We start from the raw sequence: 19,153 nt of genomic DNA on the forward strand, positions 1-19,153 counted from the left end.
CTGGCTTCCTGCTCTGACTGGGGCAAAGTCCTGCATTGACAGGGGATTAAGCATTATGAACAGCAATCGGATGCGCTTCGACCGTTTAGCGAGAATTGTCTTCGACCCCGACGGGACTTTTACGATGTCCCTCCGGTGTCTGTGACACCCATTTCGACGCTGCCAAGAGGAGTTCCAAATGTTCGACGCCTTCACCAAGGTTGTCGCCCAGGCCGACGCCCGGGGACAGTTCATCAACACCAGCGAGATTGATGCTCTCGCCGCCGTCGTCTCTGACAGCAACAAGCGTCTGGACGCCGTGAACCGCATTTCCAGCAACGCCTCCACAATCGTCGCGAACGCTGCACGCGCTCTGTTTGCTCAGCAGCCTGCACTGATTGCACCCGGCGGCAATGCCTACACCTCCCGTCGCATGGCAGCCTGCCTGCGCGACATGGAGATCATCCTTCGCTATGTCACCTACTCGGTGTTCACCGGCGACGCGTCAGTGATGGAAGATCGCTGCCTCAATGGCCTGCGTGAGACCTACCTGGCTCTGGGTACACCCGGCTCATCCGTAGCCGCCGGCGTCAACCTCATGAAAGAAGCTGCTCTGGCAATCGTCAACGACAAAGACGGAATCACCTCGGGTGACTGCGCATCTCTCAACAGTGAGATCGGAACCTATTTCGATCGCGCAGCAGCCTCTGTCGCTTGATACCGATAACCGCTTTTTTCGCTTAACTCCTTCTTCATCATGAAAACCCCCCTCACCGAAGCCGTAGCCGCTGCAGATTCTCAGGGACGCTTCCTAACCAACGCCGAAGTGCAGGCTGCCTCCGGTCGTTTTACCCGTGCCAAAGCCAGCCTTGAAGCTGCCAAGGCTCTCACTGCCAAAGGTGATGCCCTGGTCAATAGTGCTGCACAGGCTGTTTACACCAAGTTCCCTTTCACCACCCAGATGGAAGGTTCGAACTATGCCTCAACAACTGAAGGCAAAGCCAAGTGTTCCAGGGACATCGGCTATTACCTGCGCATGGTCACTTACTGCCTCGTTGCTGGTGGCACAGGCCCCATGGATGACTACCTGATTGCTGGCCTCGCTGAAATCAACCGTACATTTGAGCTGTCACCAACTTGGTACGTTGAAGCCCTGAAGCACATCAAAGCCAACCACGGTCTTTCTGGTGATGCGGCTACCGAAGCCAACAGCTACCTCGACTACGCAATTAATGCCCTGATCTGAACGACGTTGTTATTCAGACTGTCAACAAGCCCCCATTCGGGGGCTTTTTTGTTTTCAGGTCATCACTGATGAAACCATCTCTGCAACGATTCCTAGACCTTTTATGTGGAGAGTACAGCAATCAGCAGCAAGCCCTGGACAACCCACCGTTATTTGCACATATTTTTCTTAAATATCGACCAATCGAACATCTTGATCCAGGATCCATCCTCCTGGAACAAACTTATGCCGTTGATCCTAAAAACCCATACCGATTAAGGATGATACGAGCAGAAGAAATTGAAGACGGAGTCATCAAACTCTGGAACCATCTTTTTCGCGAACCCGATCGATTCTCAAAAGCAACAGCAGACCTCAATCTACGAAAACAAATAAAAGAATCAGATCTCATATCATTGGACAATTGCCACTATCAAGTCACCAAAAGAGAAAACGGATATCATGGCGAAATAGAGCCAGGCTCTCGATGCGTTGTCAAACGAGACGGCAAAGAAACTATTCTTGTTAGTTCATTTCACCTGGATCACGAAACTCTGTCAACGCTTGATCGTGGTCAGGACCCAGTCACCAACGAGCGATGCTGGGGCTCGATCGCAGGTGAATTTCGCTTCAAAAGAACTGCATCATGGGAAGCAAAATGGAGTCAATCTTCCGAAAAAGATCCTAAGCCTGATGGAGGTTTCTCGGACACGCAGGGCGAAGAACCCCCTATTTAAACTGAAGCAGATGATCTGTTGCTGAGAATTCAGACTTGATCCCCATCAACTCAACACAATCAGCCCTTGAAGCCCTGGATCATGAAGATGCTGGTGTTCGCTACCACGGCGCCTGGTGGCTTGGCAAACACAGAGCTTTCGAAGCAGTACCCAAGCTGATTGATTGCCTGAAGGATGAAAGGGAGATCACCTCCTCAGGCGGGTACCCCCTGAGACGACAGGCGGCACGATCCCTGGGCATGATCCGAGAGGCAAGCTGCGTCCACGCACTTCTTGAAACACTGGAAACCGATGATGTTCAACTACATGAAGCAACATTGAGAGCTCTGATAGAAATCAAAAGCGATCAATGCTCCAGCTCACTCATCAACTACCTCGACAAAGATATTCACAACAAGCCCATAGAAGCTCTGATTGAAGCGCTGGCTTCGCTCCGAATCTGGCAGGTTTCTGAAAAAATCCAGCCCTTCCTCCGATCAGATTCCGAAAGAGTGGTGAGCTCAGCTGCATCTTTCTTTTTTTGCTGCACAGGCGACAAAAGCTATCTCGATCAAGTCGTTGCACTCCTCAATCACGAGAATCGCTTTGTGAGACAGTCAGCCGCATTCGATCTTGCCCGCATCGGAACGTTCGCAGCAGCCAAACCGATCCTGGCAGCCAACATCCCCAATAACGTCAAGATGTATGCCATCAGGGCAATCCTGAGCGATTCGTTACTCAAGTCAACCAAGAGAGAAAACAATCAAGAGGCAGGGAATGAAGAGGTGCATGATTCTCTGTTCACAACACTCGACGAATTAACGAGAGAAAACTTTGCGGGCAATTTGCTCATTAGCCAAGAAGTTCAAAAATCCACCAATCCCGAGCAGCCACCCAGTTCAACAGCCGAATTAATCTCCAACGCCTTTGAGAGGCTCGGGTCGCCGTCTTTAATGGAACGGGAACAAGGCATCAAGTTGCTTGTCAACAGTCCGGAAAGCATCAAAGGAGATCTACACAATCTGTACTTTTCAGAATCAGATCAGGATATCAAAATGGGCCTTGTCAAAGCCATGGCAAAGCTCAAAGACAGGATTTACATCCCAGCATTGATTGATGCTGTTGGAGTCGAAATCGGCAATCACTGCCAAGGCAACATAAGACGTGTGGCCGCATGCGCACTGGGAGACATTGATTGGATTCAGCAAGCCGATCATCAATCACTCACAATCACACTGGATAAACTGAGCTGGACACTTCAATACCCTGACGACTGGGGATTGCGCTATGGCGCTTGCATCGCATTGGAAGGCATCGCCGACGCCCGAGCCAGGGATCTTCTGATTGAAACAAGCGAACAAGAGACAGATCCGGTGATCTCAAGACGCATCAATATCGCCATAGCCAGAATGAGCGAAAATAACGACCCATAAACCCTTTCAATGTCTGACATCACGGCATTTCGCCCCGCCGATAACTCACACCAGTCTTTAAAAACATGAAATTACTCTTCGTCTGTCTTGGCAATATCTGTCGTTCACCCGCAGCGGAAGGCGTTTTTCTGCATCTTCTCCATGAACGAGGACTATCAGACCTCTACGTGGTGGACTCCGCCGGCACCGGCAGCTGGCACGTGGGTAATCCCGCGGACCGTCGGATGCAGGCCGCGGCCAAGCGGCGTGGCATTCACCTGCCAAGTCGGGCTCGACAGATCGAACGCCATGACCTGGAACAGTTCGATCTGGTACTGACCATGGATGACGACAATCTCAAGGCCGTCAAGGGATTAGCTCTTGAAGCGGGGGCAAGGGCCACCGCCCAGATCCGGCCAATGCTCAGCTACGGCGAGCGTTACAGCGAAAGCGAAGTTCCTGATCCTTATTACGGAGGGGAGGCCGGCTTTGATCATGTGCTGGATCTACTGGAAGATGCCTGCGCGGCATTGCTCGATGAACTGAGCGCACAGGATCAAGGGGAACCCATCCAAGACTGAACAGGGATCAACGTTCAGGGGTGGGCCAGACCTCTTCAGCAACCCGCCTGCGGAACAGGTCCTCGAGTGCGTCAATCACGGCTTCGATCCCCATCCCGTCGGTGATCAACTCCGTGGCATCCTGCGCCTGCACCAGAGGGGCAATTGTCCTGGTGCTGTCGAGCCGGTCACGCTCAACAATCTGCGCTTCGAGTTCACTGAGGGCAGGCACGGAATGACCGCGCATCTGCAAATCCTTGGCGCGGCGACGGGCCCGTTCTTCAGGAGTCGCCGTCAGGAACACCTTGAGCTCGGCATCCGGAAACACGGCCGTTCCGATATCGCGTCCTTCCGCCACCAATCCACCCTTCTCGCCCAGTCGCTGCTGCTGCCGCGTCAGCAGTGCTCGCACGCAAGCATGGGCAGCCACCAACGACACCGCAGCGGTGACCTTGGGATCACGGATCGCCTCCGTGACGTCCCTGCCGTTCACACAAACGGTCTGCACACCGTTCCGCAACGGTGAAAGATCCACCTCCAACCCGTTCAGAAGCCGCTCGACGGCGTCTGCATTGGCAGGATCAGCCCCGTGCTCCTGGACCCACAAGGTCACGGCCCGATACATGGCGCCGGTATCGAGATAAAGCAGGCCCATGCGTTCAGCGAAGGCCCGGGTGACCGTGCTCTTGCCAGCACCGGCAGGGCCGTCGATGGCAACGATGGGAGAACGGGTCATGACAAAAATGTGATCGATCAGGCGTGTGGAGCCAGAGCAGACTGCTGCCGCCAAAAGGCGCAAGGACTGCGTTTCCTGCGCAGGCTGCAGCGTGGATGGATCCACGACCTCTACATACTCCACCTCAAGGCCCGCGGTTTCGAGCTGCCGTCTGAGTTGAATCAGAACTACATTCTGGCCGACCAGCCTGTTCTGCAGCTGCGTCGCAGCACCACGGAGAGCGACTCCGATCGCTACCGCGCTGCGTCTCTCCGCTGGAAGCAGGTACAGATTGCGCGAACTGGCAGCCAGACCATCAGACTCCCGCACGGTGGCACATCCCCTGACCCGAACCGACAAACCCAGGTCACTCACCATCCGGCGCACAATCGTGAGTTGCTGCCAATCCTTCTCACCCAGCCAGAGCTGTCTGGGCTGGACCAGTGCCAGCAGGCGGCTGACCACGGTGACGACTCCATCGAAATGACCTGGCCTTAAGGGACCACACAACCCCGACAGCAAGGCTGATGGTGCTTGCAGTCTCCACCCCGAAGCCACGCCCTCCGGATAAATCTGGCGCTCATCCGGGCACCAGATCGCTGTTGCACCCGCCTGCCCTGCCAGAAGGCAGTCAGACTCCAAGGTGCGGGGGTAACGCTCAAAGTCTTCCCCCTCGCCGAATTGCAGTGGGTTGATATAGACGCTCACCACAACTGATCCCGGCTCAGGGCAGCCAGCAACCGCACGTCGGATCAGCTCGGCGTGACCCTGATGCAGCCCCCCCATGGTGGGAACGAAATCAACCGGACCAGGCCTTGATGCACGCCAGGCAGAGAGTTCGGATCCAGATCGGAGGACGCGAAGGCTCAGCGAAGCACCTCAAGACGAACCTGGGCAATGCCACTGCTCGTCAATCCCAGTTCGCTTGCGGCGCCATGCGCCAGATCAATCACTCTGTCACCGGCGAATGGACCACGATCATTGATGCGCACCACCGCTTTACGACCATTCCAAAGGTTCGTCACGCGCACACGCGTCCCGAAGGGCAATGTGCGGTGAGCGGCAGTCATCGTTCCGCGGCGGAACACCTCTCCGCTAGCGGTGCGATTTCCGTAAAAACCGGGGCCATACCAACTGGCTTCGCCGGAATGTGTGGAGATCACCAGAGGAACAACAGGCTTGGGGGGCTCCGGGGGAGTTGGGATCGCCGCTGACTCAGGCTCGGCGACGGCTGTCAGTGGGTCAGCTTTCAGTGGGTCAGTTGTCTCCGGATCAACGAGCTCTTCGATCGATGGCTCAATAATTTCGACAGCGGAAACCGGTTCGGAAGGCAGCACGAGATCCAGAGGGTCAGTGATCTCAAAGCCATCGAGATCTCCCGCAAGTACAGGGTAGAGAGCCATGCTTGTCAGCGAAACGCTGGCGAATGCAGCAATGGCAGGAAGAAAGCGAGCCATAACAGTGGGTCAAACGGCGGGCCTGGAAAACCCTTTGCTTCGGCCTTCAAAGACCAATGCGCACCGCGACCAGAACACACAAAAGTGAATTGACCGTAAAAATGACTGGAGGCTCCTGCAGACCGGGATGGTGTATGCGGATCTGCAGCAAGACGCTGATGAGCTACCCGGAGAGGGTGCGGCAACTGGGCTGCAAGCAGAGAGCCCCGACGCCCCATTGATCAGCCCAGGCAATCCAAGCAACAAGCCCAACTGATCAACAGAGGACCGGCGACTGCAGCGGCACAAGCAGAGGACACGACACTCCGCTCGTGAAGGGAGAGGATCAGAGCAGAACGACAGCTGTTGATGGACTACCGAGCCGCCGGTGTGGACGTGGAAGCTGGGCGAGCTTTCGTGCAGCGGATCAAAACCGGCGTTGAAGCGACTCACCGTCCGGAGGTTGTCGGTGGACTGGGCGGCTTTGGCGGCATGATCCGACTGCCGCAGGGGTTGAAACGTCCACTGCTGGTGTCGGGGACCGATGGCGTTGGCACCAAGCTTGAACTCGCCCAGGAGCATCACGGACATCACGACGTGGGGATTGACCTGGTCGCCATGTGCGTCAACGACGTCATCACCAGCGGCGCTGAACCCCTCTTTTTTCTCGATTACATGGCGACAGGAGCCCTGAGTCCTGATGCCATGGCCACGGTGGTCGAAGGCATCGCCGATGGCTGCCGCCAGAGCGGCTGCGCATTGCTCGGCGGCGAAACGGCGGAGATGCCTGGCTTTTATCCAGCCGGTCGCTACGACCTGGCAGGTTTTTGCGTCGCCGTCGTTGACGAGGTCGCCGTCATTGACGGCAGTCAAGTTCGAGCCGGCGATCGCATCCTTGGGATCAGCAGCAGCGGAGTTCACAGCAATGGCTTCAGCCTGGTTCGCAAAATCCTCGAGGCCAACAACGTCTCAGCCGAAACCCGCTTCGGCTCCGATGATCAACCTCTGATTGAGGCGCTCCTGAAGCCGACCCACCTGTACGCAGCACTGGTGAAGCGGTTGATCGAATCAGGCACTCCGCTTCACGCCATGGCCCACATCACAGGCGGAGGCATTCCCGAGAACCTTCCTCGCTGCCTTCCGGATGGCTTGATCGCCAAGGTGGAGCCCGAGCGCTGGCCGCGCTCAGAGCTGTTCAGCTGGCTTCAGTCCCACGGAGAGATCAAGGAACGCGATCTCTGGCACACCTTCAATCTTGGAATTGGCTACTGCCTCGTGCTTCCCGAAACAGCCGTGGAGGCTGCACGCAAGCACTGTGAACACCAGGGCTTCAGGGCATGGGACATCGGCGAGATCGTGACCTCAGCTGACAAGGGAATCTCTTCAGTGCTCGGCCTACCGGCCTGAAACAGCCCTGCATCCAACAAACTCCAACAGCTGGACGACAAAGCGCACTGAGGCCTTTCAGCCCCGTTAGTCTCCAAGCAGACAGATCGATCCTGCATCGATCAATGCGTCGTGACATACGTCTAGTAAGCCATGCCATTTGATAGACCTCAACGCACGACCCGACGACGTTCGTCGGCGGGTCCGACACCTCCAAGACGCCCAGCCAGTTCCGGATACGACAAAAGCGGAGCTCACCGTCAGGGCGGACCGAGGCCAACCTTTCTGGCACTGAAGGACCATGGCAAGGTCTTCGTTGCCGACATGCCCTTTCTCTCAGATGGGCAACTGGCCAACATCAGCAAAGAAGCCGCGGAGGTGCTGGTCAGCCTTGAGCGTCGCATCAGCGAGTTGGAGCAGGTTCAGGGTGACCGTGACACGTTGATCAAGGCCTGCACGAAGCGCGATGTCACCCATCGTTTTCTGAGAGCGATCGAGGAGGAACAGCAACAGCGCCGGGACAACCCGGCCGTTCGCCGCGCTGCGGGAGAGTCCCTGCCTCGAACATTCCTGGAGATCGCGCGCCACCGCCTTCCTGGCGCGACGTTCGATTCCCTGCTTCAGGAAGCGCTCTCAGCCTGCGAGCAGTCGGCGGAAGAACCTTCGCCCACCATCAAGCCACCACTCAAGGTGGTTTCCCTGCAACCCCAGGCTTCAACCCTGCCGGTGGTCGTAAGTCCAGACCCGGAACCCAGTGATCAGGCGCTCTGAAACGGATTGTCCGGCATGCGAACCGGACAATCGCGACTGAGCTGATCGAGCAGATTGCGCTCCTGCCCAGTGAGGTTCCAGCTGAGGGCCTGTTTGGCATCTTCAACCTGAGCGGGTCTGCGAAATCCAGGAATCGGACAGGTTCCGTGAGCCCTGCACCAGTTCAGTGCCACCTGCACCTGATTCACCCCCCTTGCCTGCGCCATGTCAGCCATCGCCTGACGCAGAGGCAGCGAACCTGGCAACAGGCGACGAAAAAGGCCCGAACGCAAAAGAGTTGCATCTGCCGGCGTCCATCCAGGGCGGCGCGCCAGAACACCAAGAGCCAGAGGGCTATAGGCCAGCACCTCAACACCAAGGTTTCGGCACACGTCAAGAATGCCGCCAGCCCTGATCGGCTCTGGCGCCAGCAGTGAGAGCTGAACCTGCACACTGGCCAGCCGAACACCTCGATGCGCCAAATGATTGTGGAGAAGCTCTAGACGCTGGGGTCCGACATTGGAAACGCCAAGCTCACGCACGTCACCCTGCTCCACCAGATCAGCGAGTCCATCCAGCAGCGGTCGCTCCTGCCATGGCGCATAGCGAGCCGTGCTCCAGTGCAACTGGACCCGATCCAGCTGCCCACGCAGGCGCTGCCGACTGGCCTGGAACGCTTTCACGAGGCCGCGACGGCCAAGACGCCAGGGAAAGGGAGCCAACTTAGTGGCAACGATGAGGTTGGCACGCGAAGAAGCCTCAAGCCCTGTCAGACACTGACCCAGCAGCTCTTCGCTGCGACCATTAAGGTGTCCTGTGCCGTAGGAGTCGGCCGTATCCACAAGGCGGAGTCCGGCAGCAACGGCTGAGCTGAATGTCGCCCTCAGCTCTGAATCGTCTCTCTCGGGGCGATAGCCCCAGAGCAGCTGGTTGCCCCAGGCCCAGGTGCCGAATCCGATTCCTGTCACAACGCAGTGGATCGCTGCACGCCATGATCGCTTCAGTACGGTCGATGCGATGTCACTCTCCGCTGCCGAAACAGCTCGCAATCGGCGGGACGAGAGCTCCGCGCAGGATTCAGCCAGCGCCGCTTCGCAAGAGCGCGTGCTTTGCTCGCACTGTGGTCGTACCGCCAGCAATGGCATCAGCTGCATCGGCATGTGTGTCGCCGACAGCGACTACTGAAGTGATGCGCTTCCCACCAATCCACCGAGAAGCGCTGCGCGGGTGCGCCCTGGCTTTTGTCATGGGCTGCCAACTCGCCGCTCATGCCGAACTCGAATCCTTTGCAGGTCGGTATCAGGCCCAAAGCAGCAACTGTCGTTTCACCCCCACAACTGGACAAAAGCGTGGCTGCCGCTTGGTCCAGATCGATGGCAGGACATCCACGATCATCAGCATCCGCTTTGTTGGATCTGGCGATCGGCCCGGCTCCAGCCAGAGGCTCACATTCGTGGTGTCCGAGTTGTCATCAACGCCTTTTCTGAACTGCAGCCTTGGCAGCTGCCAACTGAAAACGACCAACTGGCAAGGCAGGATCAACAGTGTGTCCGTCTCGAGCTACGACGCCGATGGGCTTGCTGGAGGTGTGCCGAAGGCCTGGGCTGTGAGCCAGGGGAGCTGCAGCGCTCAGGCTGGACGGATTCTCTGTCGTGCCGAAATACCAGAAGGAGGAAAGGTCAGTGCTGAAGCACAACTCTGATCATCCAGACAGTGTGATGAGAACGAAGGCGGCACCCAGATTCGAACTGGGGATAAAGGATTTGCAATCCTCTGCCTTACCACTTGGCCATGCCGCCACTCGGAGCAAAACCGCCCCACTGGCGGATCGTATCAGCGAGACCGCCCCTGCTCTGTTGGTGATCAGCAACGGACACGGCGAGGATCTGATCGCGCTGAAAATCATTGAAGCGCTGCACCGACTGCAACCGGCCTGGACCGTGAAGGTGCTTCCGCTCGTCGGCCAGGGCAGCTGCTTTCAAGCCGCTGTTGAGCAAGGGTGGTTGGAGAAGATTGGTCCGGGAGCACGACTCCCAAGCGGGGGATTCAGCAACCAAAGCCTGCCTGCACTCCTGTCGGATCTCATGGCAGGTCTGCCTCTGCTCACCTGGAGGCAGTGGATCTGCCTGCAGAAGCAGCGCAGGTCCATTGCAGCAACCCTGGCCGTGGGGGACCTGCTGCCGCTGCTGATGGCCTGGAGCACCCGTCGACCGTTCGGATTCATCGGCACCCCCAAGAGCGACTACACCTGGAGCAGCGGACCAGGGCAAGCCCTGAGTGATCGCTATCACGCACTCAAAGGCAGCGAGTGGGACCCGTGGGAATGGCAGCTGATGAAATTGCGATCGTGCCGCCTGGTTGCCATGCGTGACCGTCTCACAGCTCGGGGGCTTCGTCGCCATGGCGTCAACGCCAGCAGCCCCGGAAACCCGATGATGGATGGCCTGGCTCCGTCGCCACCACCAGCCTGTTTGGAGCGATGCCGACGCATCCTGCTGCTGTGCGGCAGCCGAATGCCGGAGGCATTGCACAACTTTCGCCGCCTGATCAGCGGACTGATGCAGATGCCCAGCCCAGTTCCTCTGGCCGTTCTGGCAGCCCTTGGCTCCTCACCCCTTCAGCACGAGCTGGGTGAACTGCTCAGAGGTCTGGGATTCCGTAACTGCCCTCCTCCAAGCAGCGCTCTCGAAGCGGCTGAATGCTGGGTGCATGGACCAGTGCTTCTACTGATTGGCCCAGGGCGATTCCAGCGCTGGGTGGCTTGGGCGGAAGCGGGTGTTGCCACCGCCGGCACAGCGACTGAACAGATGGTGGGGATGGGAATCCCAGCCCTGTCCTTGCCAGGTCGCGGTCCACAGTTCACCCATGGGTTCGCAGAAAGGCAAAGCAGACTGCTGGGTGGGGCCGTCCGCACCTGTCGATCAGAAGAGGAGCTGGGCCACCGTCTGGCCCAGCTTCTTCATGACCCTCTGCTGCGACAGGAGATGGGACGCATGGGTCGTCAGAGAATGGGCCCGTCCGGCGGCAGCGAAGCCATTGCCCGGGAGGTGATCGGCCAGCTCGCACCCGACCGCTGATACTGGGTTTCACTTCAGAACGAAGGATCTCCTTCCCACCGCCATGGCCGCCATTCAGGACCGCGACTATCTGAGGCTTTGCGCGGAACTGGCGAGTCTGCTCAGCATCAGCCAGGCCTCAGCACGCAGGCGGGTCGACCAGCAGGCGGCAAAGGACGGTGCTCGGGATCTCGAAACCCGGAAAGCCGTGGCAACAAGCCTTCTTGACGCAGCAAAAGCCGAACAGGTTCAGAGCTCAACAGGCAGCAACCTGGACACGCTGCTGGAGGCTGAGCCCATTGATCAACACTTCATGCTCGAAGACTGAATCCACTCAGTGTTCGAAGGTGTTGACGAAGCGGAAACGGTCAAGATCAGACATCACCGGAACGCACGCGAAGCAACGCTGCGCCAGCTCCCAACGCCCCTCTCGCCGCAACATCACCTCCAGCTGGCGGCGTGCGGGGAGCAGATAACGGGCATCGTTGGCGGCGTAGGCCAGCTGGGCGTCGCTCAACTCGTCAGCCCTGCCCCAATCGCTGCTTTGGGCCTGTTTATCCAGTTCAACCCCGACCAGCTCCATGACCAGATCCTTGAGACCATGCCGAGGGGTATAGGTGCGAGCCAGTCGACTGCCCACCTTGGTGCAGAACACTGGATTGACTCGAATAGCCAGCCCAGTGGCCAATGCCGCCACATCAAACCGGGCGAAGTGGAACACCTTCTCAATGGCTTGCGACTCCATGAGAGCCTTCAGCCGAGGGGCCTCTGTCTGGCCGAGACCAATGCGAATGCAGGCAACCTGGTCCCTGTCGTCGCAGATCTGCACCAGACAGAGTCGGTCACGACCGTGAATCAAGCCCATGGCCTCGGTGTCGACCGCGAGGGCCTTCGCCTGCACAAAGCGGTCATGCCAGTCCTGATCCAGGTCTCCGTCAAAGACTGCAAAGGCACAGGGCTCATTGGGGATCTCAGCCATGGAGGAGAAGCAAGGGACTACAGCCAACCACCACTCTGGCCTCAGCAAGCGATGGAGCGAGTTTTAACTGACCGCTTGAAAATCAGAACGAGACCGGGTTAGACAAAATTGAGACAGCTTGTTTTCATGCTCACTCAACGCAAACCAACGCGCTCCTGTTTGGCAGACATCGAACACTATTTCCGACAGCCCCCGCCGCTCTTCCTGGATCTCGAGCTGGCCGTCTGCTGGGTTTTGGACTGCCTGCTGCAAAACGACAGCTACCCCTCAGGACTGCTTCAGCGCCTGCAGAGTGATCATCCCAAGCTGCGTCTCTCCGAAACGGTGCTGCATCAGGCCGTCGATTTTCTGGAGCAGCAGGAGATGCTCGATTCCTACACCAAGCGCTGTCCAAGCAGAGGTCGCCCCCGCCGCATGCTGCATCTGCATCAAGAGGCCAGAGGGCAGGCGGAACGCCTCATGGAACCCTGGAGCCGCTGGCTTCATGAACACGATCCACTGACCACTTAGAACGGACTCACTGTTCGGGCAGCAGCTAGCGGATGCCATCCCCCCAGACGTCCACTCTGCTGCTCACTACCCTGCTGGGGATCGGCCTGATTTTCTTTCTGCGAGCTGCCAGCAAGGATCGAACAACTGTTGTGGAGGTTCGATCACCCCGGCCTCCTGTGGAAGTGCTGAACGGCCTCGATGCCTGGTTGAAGCAACGGGGGTGGAGCCAGCTGGGCGGGGACGCTGATCGCTGCCTGCTGGAGTACAGGGGCCAGGTAGACAGCAGTGTCCCTCTGGCAATCCTGCTTTCACTGCTGGGAACTGTCGGCGCTGGCAGCCTTGGCCTGGTCGTGCGACAGATGAACCCATCTCTGAACTGGTGGCCTCTGCTGATGGCCGCCCTCGGCCCCCTGGCTGGTTGGATCTACGCCCGACGCGCAAGACGCGTGGAAGAGATTCAGATCCGCCTGATCGAACCCGACGTAGGCGAAGGCAGCACACTGCGACTGCGTGCCCATCGCGATGAACTCATCGCCCTCGAGCTCGCTCTTGCCGATCCGCTGGAACTGGCCAGCGACGGCGCATTGCTGACATCTCCGATCTGACGTGATTCCGCGACGGCTGGTCCTGACCTCAGCACTGATGGTCGCGGGACTAATCCTGTCAGTCGTGATGGCAACCGCCGCCAAAGCACCACATCCCCAGGAGGAAGACCCTCTCACCGGAGTCAGAGTCACGTTGTCAGCCAGCTGGATGGGCAGGGCAACAACCTCAGAGGACAAGGAGATTCTGGTTCTTGCAGGCCATGCCGACTCCCAGGGAATCGAAGGTGCCGGAACCTCGGGAGCCGCCGTTGACCGTGGAGGAGCCCGCCCCATGAATCCACACATGCGCGATGAACTGTTCTGGAATCGGCGCGTTCGTGATGCAGTCGTGAAAACAGGGCAGGCTCGCGGACTCAACATCCGCTCCTATGAACCGGATCAACTGACCATTCGCAACGAAGACGATCCACGCACCAACTGGTCGGTGGGGCGACGCCACCACGATGCCGGTGGCTACGCCCTGGAGATCCATTTCGATGCCTATGGCAACCACGGCGTCGGCTCAGGCCTGATCCCCAACCTGCGCAGTCCAGCAACGAGAATTGATGAGAGCCTGGCCCTGAACTTCGGGCGCTATCCGCTGAACTTCCGAGGAGGCCTGGGCGCGCCCAGACGAGGCATCAGCATTCTCGAGATCGGCAAACTGGAGGGACAGCTGGAGCGAAAGCTGCGGGATCCGCAAAGCCGCAATGCGGTCGTCGCAGCACTGGCCCTTCGCATCGTTGAAGCCATCGAGCTGGGCATCGGGGAAGCCCCAGCAACCCGGAAGCTCAGTTCACCGCCTGATGCGGACGACAGCGTTCCTCAAGCGACGGATCATCAAACCAATGTTGTGGGCGGGTGAACAAATCGGTGAGAAGAGCCTCGCGAGACCCCTCTTCGGCCTGATAACCGTATTCCCAGCGGGCCAGGGGTGGCAAAGACATCAGGATCGATTCAGTGCGGCCATTGGTCTGCAATCCGAAGATCGTTCCGCGATCCCAGACAAGATTGAATTCCACGTACCTCCCGCGTCGATACAACTGGAACTGACGCTCACGGTCTCCGTAGGAGAGGCCATTGCGCTTATCGACGATCGGCGTGTAGGCGGGAAGGAATGCCGTTCCATTGGCCTTCGCCAGATCATGCAGCTGCTGCCAGGAGAGATTCACTGAACCGATCTCAGCCGCTTTGCCAGCCGCTGGGCCCTCTGGATCCTGGCCTCGGTAAAGACGACCAGAACCATCCTGGTAGTCGTAGAAGATGCCGCCGATCCCCCTCGTCTCCTGGCGATGCTTCAGGAAGAAGTACTCATCACACCAGGGCTTGAACACCTGGTAAAGACGCTCATCGACTGAATCACAGGCCTGTTGATGGCTGCGATGAAAATGGCGGGCATCCTCAAGGAAGGGGTAGTAGGGCGTGAGATCGGCACCACCTCCGAACCACCAGACCGGTCCAGCCTCGAAATAGCGATAGTTGAGATGCACCGTCGGAACAAATGGATTTCTGGGATGCAGAACCATGGAGGTGCCGGTGGCAAACCATGGATGCCCTTTGGCCTCGGGCCGCTGTTTGAGGATTGAGGGTGGCAGTTCCTTGCCGTGCACCTCGGAGAAATTCACACCCCCCTGCTCGAAGATGCGGCCTTCACGCATCACGCGGGAACGACCACCGCCTCCTTCAGGCCGATCCCAGCTCTCCTCCTGAAACCTGCCCACACCATCGATCTTTTCCAGGCCTGAACAGATCTCATCCTGAAGACCCATCACCAGCGCACGGGCACGCTCGCGGGAGTCGGCGGGGGGACGCTCTCCGGAAATAGCCGCAGGCGACGAGGGCACTACCCCGAGCATCCGGCCCTTCAGACGCTTAAGCAGGGAACGGACCATGGTCGACACTGTCGGTGAACTCTCGACCATTTCAGCCCAGCACCGTCTCCGACAAGTCCGTGTGAAGGACTGTCATGGAAAAGCGCCCCTAGGATCCAGCCAACGAATGGGACGCATGACCACTGCGGAACAGGCCACTCAGGCGCTCAGCGACCTCCGCGATGCGGGCAGTGACCGTTCTCTGTTGGATCTCGGTTGGCTCGACCAGGTGCGGGTGGTCCCTCCACGGGCTGTGATCCGGCTGAACCTGCCTGGATTCGCCCAGAACCAGCGTGATCAGATTGTGAGCGGTGCAAGGCAGCGACTCCTGCAACTCGAGGGCATTGACGATGTCCAGATCGAACTGGGTCAACCACCCTCCCAGGGAGGGATCGGACAGGCAGGCCACGGCCAGGTTGCCGAACGACAGTCGATCCCAGGGGTCCGCCATGTGATCGCTGTCAGCAGCGGCAAGGGTGGCGTCGGCAAGAGCACAGTGGCGGTGAATCTGGCCTGTTCATTGGCCGTGCGCGGTCTGAAGGTGGGTCTTCTGGACGCCGATATCTACGGCCCCAACGCTCCGACCATGCTCGGTGTGGCTGACCGCACGCCCGAGGTGAGCGGCAGCGGAGACAACCAGTGCATGCAGCCGATCGAGACCTGCGGCGTTGCCATGGTGTCCATGGGTCTGCTGATTGAAGAGAACCAGCCCGTGATCTGGCGTGGACCCATGCTCAACGGGATCATTCGCCAGTTTCTTTATCAAGTGCAGTGGGGAGAGCGCGATGTCTTGGTGGTTGACCTGCCTCCGGGCACAGGAGATGCGCAATTGTCACTGGCCCAGGCCGTTCCCATGGCGGGCGTGGTGATCGTGACCACCCCCCAGCAGGTGGCCCTTCAGGATGCGCGACGCGGACTGGCCATGTTCCGCCAGATGAGCATCCCAGTGCTTGGTGTGGTCGAAAACATGAGCGCATTCATTCCGCCTGACCAGCCCGATCGGCGATATGCCTTGTTCGGAGCAGGCGGTGGACAGACTCTGGCCGATGCCTTCGACGTCCCACTTTTGGCCCAAGTTCCCATGGAGATGCCTGTTCAGGAAGGTGGAGATCAGGGCAGACCGATCACGCTGTCCAAGCCCGATTCGGTCAGCGCCAAGACATTTCTGGCGCTGGCTGATCGTCTCTCACCCATGGTGACCAACGAAGCCTGAGCATGGTTTCCGGAGTCGGCCTCAGCAGACAACCTGTATTCAGAAGACCTGGCAAACGGCGGGGTCGTGGACGAGAGCGGGACTGGATTCTCTGGGGTATTCCCCTGGCCATGGTCGCCGTGGCTGGAATTCTGATTGCCAGTACACAACGTCAGGCCGATTACGCCGACTGGTATCACCACTGGATCACGGCCGGTGTTGGTGTGGGCATCGCACTGCTGCTGGCACGGCTGTCATTACTGCGACTGCGCCCCCTTCTGATCCCTATTTACGGTCTCACAGTGATCAGCCTCATCGCCGTTCGAATGATCGGCACCACCGCTCTGGGTGCCCAACGCTGGATCAGCATTGGAGGCGTGCACGTCCAACCCTCCGAATTCGCAAAGCTGGCGGCCATCCTGCTGCTGGCAGCGGTACTGGATCGACACCCTGTTGAACGCCCGGTGGATCTTCTCAGGCCGCTGGGCGTGATTTCACTCCCCTGGCTACTGGTGTTCATCCAGCCCGATCTGGGTACATCACTGGTGTTCGGGGCGCTGCTGTTAACGATGCTGTATTGGTCTGGGATGCCTTTCGAGTGGCTGGTTCTGCTGCTCTCCCCCCTGATCACGGCCCTGCTCGCTGGACTGTTTCCCTGGGGACTCACCGCCTGGATCCCACTCACCCTTGGCATCGCCTACCGATCCCTTCCCTGGAAAAAGGTTGCGCTGGCTCTGGTCCTGGCGGTGCAGAGCGCAGCTGCACTGGTGACGCCCTGGCTCTGGGAAAACGGTCTGCAGGATTACCAGCGCGATCGCCTTGTGCTCTTTCTTGACCCCACCAAGGACCCTTTGGGTGGTGGCTATCACCTCCTTCAGAGCACCGTGGGGATCGGTTCCGGTGGCCTGTTCGGCACTGGCCTGCTCCAGGGACAACTCACCAAGCTGCGCTTTATCCCTGAACAGCACACCGATTTCATATTCAGTGCACTGGGGGAAGAGTTGGGATTCTTAGGCACAATTTTGGTCGTGGTCGGCTTCGCACTACTGATGGGGCGGATGCTTCAGGTGGCGGGGAAAGCGCGCACTGACTTTGAATCGCTTGTGGTGATCGGCGTCGCCACGATGTTGATGTTCCAGGTTGTGGTGAACATCTTCATGACCATCGGCCTTGGGCCTGTGACTGGAATTCCACTGCCCTTCATGAGCTACGGACGCAGCGCCATGGTGGTGAATTTCATTGCCCTTGGTCTCTGCCTGTCTGTGGCAAGGCGATCAAGACGAGCTCTGATCCGTTGAAGGACTCCACACCGCTGCTGCAGTCAATTCAGGCCTGCATGGCCACGGGAGTTCCCACCGGCCAGGCCAGCGATGCCAATGCCAGACGTCTGTGGTGGGGGGGATTGGAAGTGCTGCAGGATTTGCTGGAGATCCAGAACAAGTCCGCTGCAGGCATCTGGCTAGCGGCCCCCCTTCCGGCCCTCTATGCGCCCGATCTGCTGCAGCGCTTTCAGGGCTGGGTCTGGGCACCTGAGGCTCTCGATGTCTTGAGTGCGGCAGAGCGGTCAACCCTGCTCCCACCGGATCGTCTCAACGCCAGAAAAACCCCTTTGCCAGCGAGTACTTCCAACGAGCACTTCCAGCGCCTACCCCTAAGAGAGTCAGACAGTCACGATCCACTGCTGATCGTGATCACAAGCCAGCTGCAGGTGGCCCTGGCCCTCCATGGCGAAGAGGGACAGCGGCAGCTACTGATGCGCAGCGAACCCGACATTCTTGGCCAGGCTCTGACACTGGTGGAACAGCGTCTGCGCCTGGATGCACCTGAGCAGGCCGACGGACTGCAACAGGCGGTTCGACAACTCGGCCCTTTGCAGAGCAGCACCGATCTCGCCACACGCTTCTGGCCCCGCCTGGCGGAGCGGCTGGCAGGGATGGCACCCACAGTCATGTTGCAGACGGCTCAGGGGTCCAAATGCCCGCCACCTCCTCCACAGTCTGCAAATGATCAAGGGGATGAGGATGCGGAACTGTCGCTGCTGGAGGCCATCACGCATGAAGTGCGAACTCCCTTGGCCACCATCCGCACCTTGATCCGCTCCCTGCTGCGCCGCCGTGACCTGCCCCAGCAGGTGCTTGGTCGACTGCAGCAGATCGACACGGAATGCAGTGAGCAGATCGACCGGTTCGGGCTGATTTTTCAGGCGGCTGAACTGCAAAGACAGCCTCAAAGTTCATCCGTGCTGGCTCGCACCGACCTTGGAGCGATGCTGAATCTTCTGGCACCAGGATGGGAACAACAGCTGCAACGCCGTGGCCTGCATCTTGAGCTGAGCCTGGCGTGTGGACTTCCACCCGTACTGAGCGATCCAGGTCGACTGGAGCCCATGCTTGGCGGACTGATTGATCGCTGCAGCCGCAGCCTGCCGGCGGGAAGCAGCCTGGAGCTGACCCTTCAACCGGCAGGCGCCCGCCTGAAGCTGCAGATTCTCAGCAGAACGCCTGACCAGCTCTCCACCTCGGTGGCCGACACTGACAACGTGTCCCAGGAAAGCCTTGGGCCCGTGCTCAGCTGGAACACCAGCACCGGTGGACTGCAGCTGAGCCAGACGGCAACCCGTCGCCTGCTTGAACGCCTGGGCGGTCGCCTCACCCAGCGCCGGGACCGCGGGCTGACGGTGTTCTTCCCGATCGCCGATCATTGTTGACGGGTGTGAAGGTCCAGATCGGATCACCAAATTAGAGCCGAATCATTTGCTACTTTCCAAGCAGATCGGCATGCAGACTTCCTCAGGACAGCC

22 protein-coding genes and 1 tRNA gene are annotated in these 19,153 nt (G+C 58.9%); 17 read left to right on the forward strand and 6 right to left on the reverse strand.

What is annotated here, in order from left to right; translation table 11 throughout:
• Positions 1-178 precede the first annotated feature (178 nt).
• The 5 genes from SIB58_RS11965 to SIB58_RS11985 all read left to right on the forward strand — a co-directional run bounded on the left by SIB58_RS11965 (position 179) and on the right by SIB58_RS11985 (position 3,913).
• Positions 179-697 carry a phycocyanin subunit beta gene (locus SIB58_RS11965; protein ID WP_066904331.1) on the forward strand — a complete coding sequence of 173 codons (519 nt, stop codon included), beginning with the start codon at positions 179-181 and terminating at the stop codon, positions 695-697.
• Between the two features lie 39 nt (positions 698-736).
• A complete protein-coding gene (gene cpcA / locus SIB58_RS11970; protein ID WP_066904334.1) occupies positions 737-1,225 on the forward strand; it encodes a phycocyanin subunit alpha in 489 nt (162 codons plus the stop codon).
• A gap of 68 nt (positions 1,226-1,293) precedes the next feature.
• Complete coding sequence (locus tag SIB58_RS11975; RefSeq protein WP_082823335.1) at positions 1,294-1,941, forward strand: chromophore lyase CpcT/CpeT; 648 nt, start codon at positions 1,294-1,296, stop codon at positions 1,939-1,941.
• Between the two features lie 35 nt (positions 1,942-1,976).
• A complete protein-coding gene (locus SIB58_RS11980; RefSeq protein WP_066904337.1) occupies positions 1,977-3,353 on the forward strand; it encodes a HEAT repeat domain-containing protein in 1,377 nt (458 codons plus the stop codon).
• A 65-nt stretch (positions 3,354-3,418) separates the two neighbouring features.
• A complete protein-coding gene (locus SIB58_RS11985; RefSeq protein WP_066904340.1) occupies positions 3,419-3,913 on the forward strand; it encodes a low molecular weight protein-tyrosine-phosphatase in 495 nt (164 codons plus the stop codon).
• 7 nt (positions 3,914-3,920) lie between these two features.
• Here the strand turns inward: SIB58_RS11985 and SIB58_RS11990 are convergent, their stop codons facing one another.
• The gene (locus SIB58_RS11990) at positions 3,921-5,477 is read right to left on the reverse strand and encodes a bifunctional pantoate--beta-alanine ligase/(d)CMP kinase (RefSeq protein WP_074162590.1); all 1,557 of its coding nucleotides are present in this window, start codon (positions 5,475-5,477) and stop codon (positions 3,921-3,923) included.
• Positions 5,474-6,064, reverse strand: coding sequence for a septal ring lytic transglycosylase RlpA family protein (locus SIB58_RS11995; protein ID WP_066904345.1), 591 nt, complete (start codon positions 6,062-6,064; stop codon positions 5,474-5,476). Before SIB58_RS11995 ends, SIB58_RS11990 begins: the two co-directional genes overlap by 4 nt.
• A 348-nt stretch (positions 6,065-6,412) precedes the next feature.
• Here SIB58_RS11995 and purM point away from each other — a divergent pair, with 348 nt between their 5' ends.
• Entirely contained in the window at positions 6,413-7,450 is a 1,038-nt protein-coding gene (purM, locus tag SIB58_RS12000) for a phosphoribosylformylglycinamidine cyclo-ligase (protein ID WP_066904348.1), read from the forward strand.
• A gap of 132 nt (positions 7,451-7,582) precedes the next feature.
• Positions 7,583-8,200: a histidine phosphotransferase gene (locus SIB58_RS12005; RefSeq protein ID WP_066904351.1), complete on the forward strand. Its 618-nt coding sequence runs from the start codon at positions 7,583-7,585 to the stop codon at positions 8,198-8,200.
• Here the strand turns inward: SIB58_RS12005 and SIB58_RS12010 are convergent.
• On the reverse strand, positions 8,188-9,147 hold the full coding sequence (locus tag SIB58_RS12010) for an aldo/keto reductase (RefSeq protein WP_066904977.1): 960 nt from the start codon (positions 9,145-9,147) through the stop codon (positions 8,188-8,190). The genes SIB58_RS12005 and SIB58_RS12010 overlap by 13 nt on opposite strands.
• A gap of 49 nt (positions 9,148-9,196) precedes the next feature.
• Between SIB58_RS12010 and SIB58_RS12015 the strand changes: the two genes are divergently transcribed.
• Together SIB58_RS12015 and SIB58_RS12020 are read left to right on the forward strand one after the other, a co-directional pair.
• A complete protein-coding gene (locus SIB58_RS12015; RefSeq protein WP_197461494.1) occupies positions 9,197-9,364 on the forward strand; it encodes a hypothetical protein in 168 nt (55 codons plus the stop codon).
• Between the two features lie 4 nt (positions 9,365-9,368).
• On the forward strand, positions 9,369-9,881 hold the full coding sequence (locus SIB58_RS12020; protein ID WP_067326123.1) for a hypothetical protein: 513 nt from the start codon (positions 9,369-9,371) through the stop codon (positions 9,879-9,881).
• 26 nt (positions 9,882-9,907) lie between these two features.
• On the opposite strand, the gene SIB58_RS12025 is transcribed toward SIB58_RS12020, so the two are convergent.
• A tRNA-Cys gene (locus SIB58_RS12025) sits at positions 9,908-9,978 on the reverse strand.
• 60 nt (positions 9,979-10,038) lie between these two features.
• On the opposite strand from SIB58_RS12025, the gene SIB58_RS12030 reads away from it, so the two are divergent.
• Together SIB58_RS12030 and SIB58_RS12035 are read left to right on the forward strand one after the other, a co-directional pair.
• Positions 10,039-11,256, forward strand: coding sequence for a lipid-A-disaccharide synthase-related protein (locus SIB58_RS12030; RefSeq protein WP_369813403.1), 1,218 nt, complete (start codon positions 10,039-10,041; stop codon positions 11,254-11,256).
• Positions 11,257-11,299: 43 nt separating this feature from the next.
• Entirely contained in the window at positions 11,300-11,563 is a 264-nt protein-coding gene (locus tag SIB58_RS12035; RefSeq protein ID WP_067326120.1) for a hypothetical protein, read from the forward strand.
• Between the two features lie 6 nt (positions 11,564-11,569).
• On the opposite strand, the gene SIB58_RS12040 is transcribed toward SIB58_RS12035, so the two are convergent.
• Positions 11,570-12,214 (reverse strand): ribonuclease D, encoded by a 645-nt coding sequence (locus tag SIB58_RS12040; RefSeq protein WP_066904364.1) that lies wholly within the window; start codon positions 12,212-12,214, stop codon positions 11,570-11,572.
• 126 nt (positions 12,215-12,340) lie between these two features.
• On the opposite strand from SIB58_RS12040, the gene SIB58_RS12045 reads away from it, so the two are divergent.
• The 3 genes from SIB58_RS12045 (at position 12,341) to SIB58_RS12055 (ending at position 14,155) form a co-directional block, all read left to right on the forward strand.
• Entirely contained in the window at positions 12,341-12,724 is a 384-nt protein-coding gene (locus SIB58_RS12045) for a helix-turn-helix transcriptional regulator (RefSeq protein ID WP_066904367.1), read from the forward strand.
• Positions 12,725-12,756: 32 nt separating this feature from the next.
• Positions 12,757-13,311, forward strand: a complete 555-nt coding sequence (locus SIB58_RS12050) for a cofactor assembly of complex C subunit B (RefSeq protein WP_067326118.1) — start codon at positions 12,757-12,759, stop codon at positions 13,309-13,311.
• Positions 13,312-13,378: 67 nt separating this feature from the next.
• Entirely contained in the window at positions 13,379-14,155 is a 777-nt protein-coding gene (locus SIB58_RS12055; RefSeq protein WP_231856938.1) for an N-acetylmuramoyl-L-alanine amidase, read from the forward strand.
• Here SIB58_RS12055 and hemF read toward each other — a convergent pair.
• Positions 14,082-15,182, reverse strand: a complete 1,101-nt coding sequence (hemF, locus tag SIB58_RS12060; RefSeq protein WP_067326115.1) for an oxygen-dependent coproporphyrinogen oxidase — start codon at positions 15,180-15,182, stop codon at positions 14,082-14,084. The two genes, SIB58_RS12055 and hemF, sit on opposite strands and share 74 nt — an antisense overlap.
• Positions 15,183-15,297: 115 nt before the next feature.
• On the opposite strand from hemF, the gene SIB58_RS12065 reads away from it, so the two are divergent.
• From SIB58_RS12065 to SIB58_RS12075, 3 genes are read left to right on the forward strand one after another with little or no spacing between them, the layout of a single operon-like run.
• Entirely contained in the window at positions 15,298-16,374 is a 1,077-nt protein-coding gene (locus tag SIB58_RS12065) for an Mrp/NBP35 family ATP-binding protein (RefSeq protein WP_066904981.1), read from the forward strand.
• 2 nt (positions 16,375-16,376) lie between these two features.
• Positions 16,377-17,651, forward strand: a complete 1,275-nt coding sequence (gene rodA, locus SIB58_RS12070) for a rod shape-determining protein RodA (protein WP_066904376.1) — start codon at positions 16,377-16,379, stop codon at positions 17,649-17,651.
• A gap of 38 nt (positions 17,652-17,689) precedes the next feature.
• Positions 17,690-19,060, forward strand: a complete 1,371-nt coding sequence (locus tag SIB58_RS12075) for a sensor histidine kinase (protein WP_066904983.1) — start codon at positions 17,690-17,692, stop codon at positions 19,058-19,060.
• The last annotated feature ends 93 nt before the right edge of the window (positions 19,061-19,153 follow it).

The sequence above is a fragment of the Synechococcus sp. MIT S9504 genome, assembly GCF_047497135.1.
Lineage (GTDB): Bacteria > Cyanobacteriota > Cyanobacteriia > PCC-6307 > Cyanobiaceae > Synechococcus_C.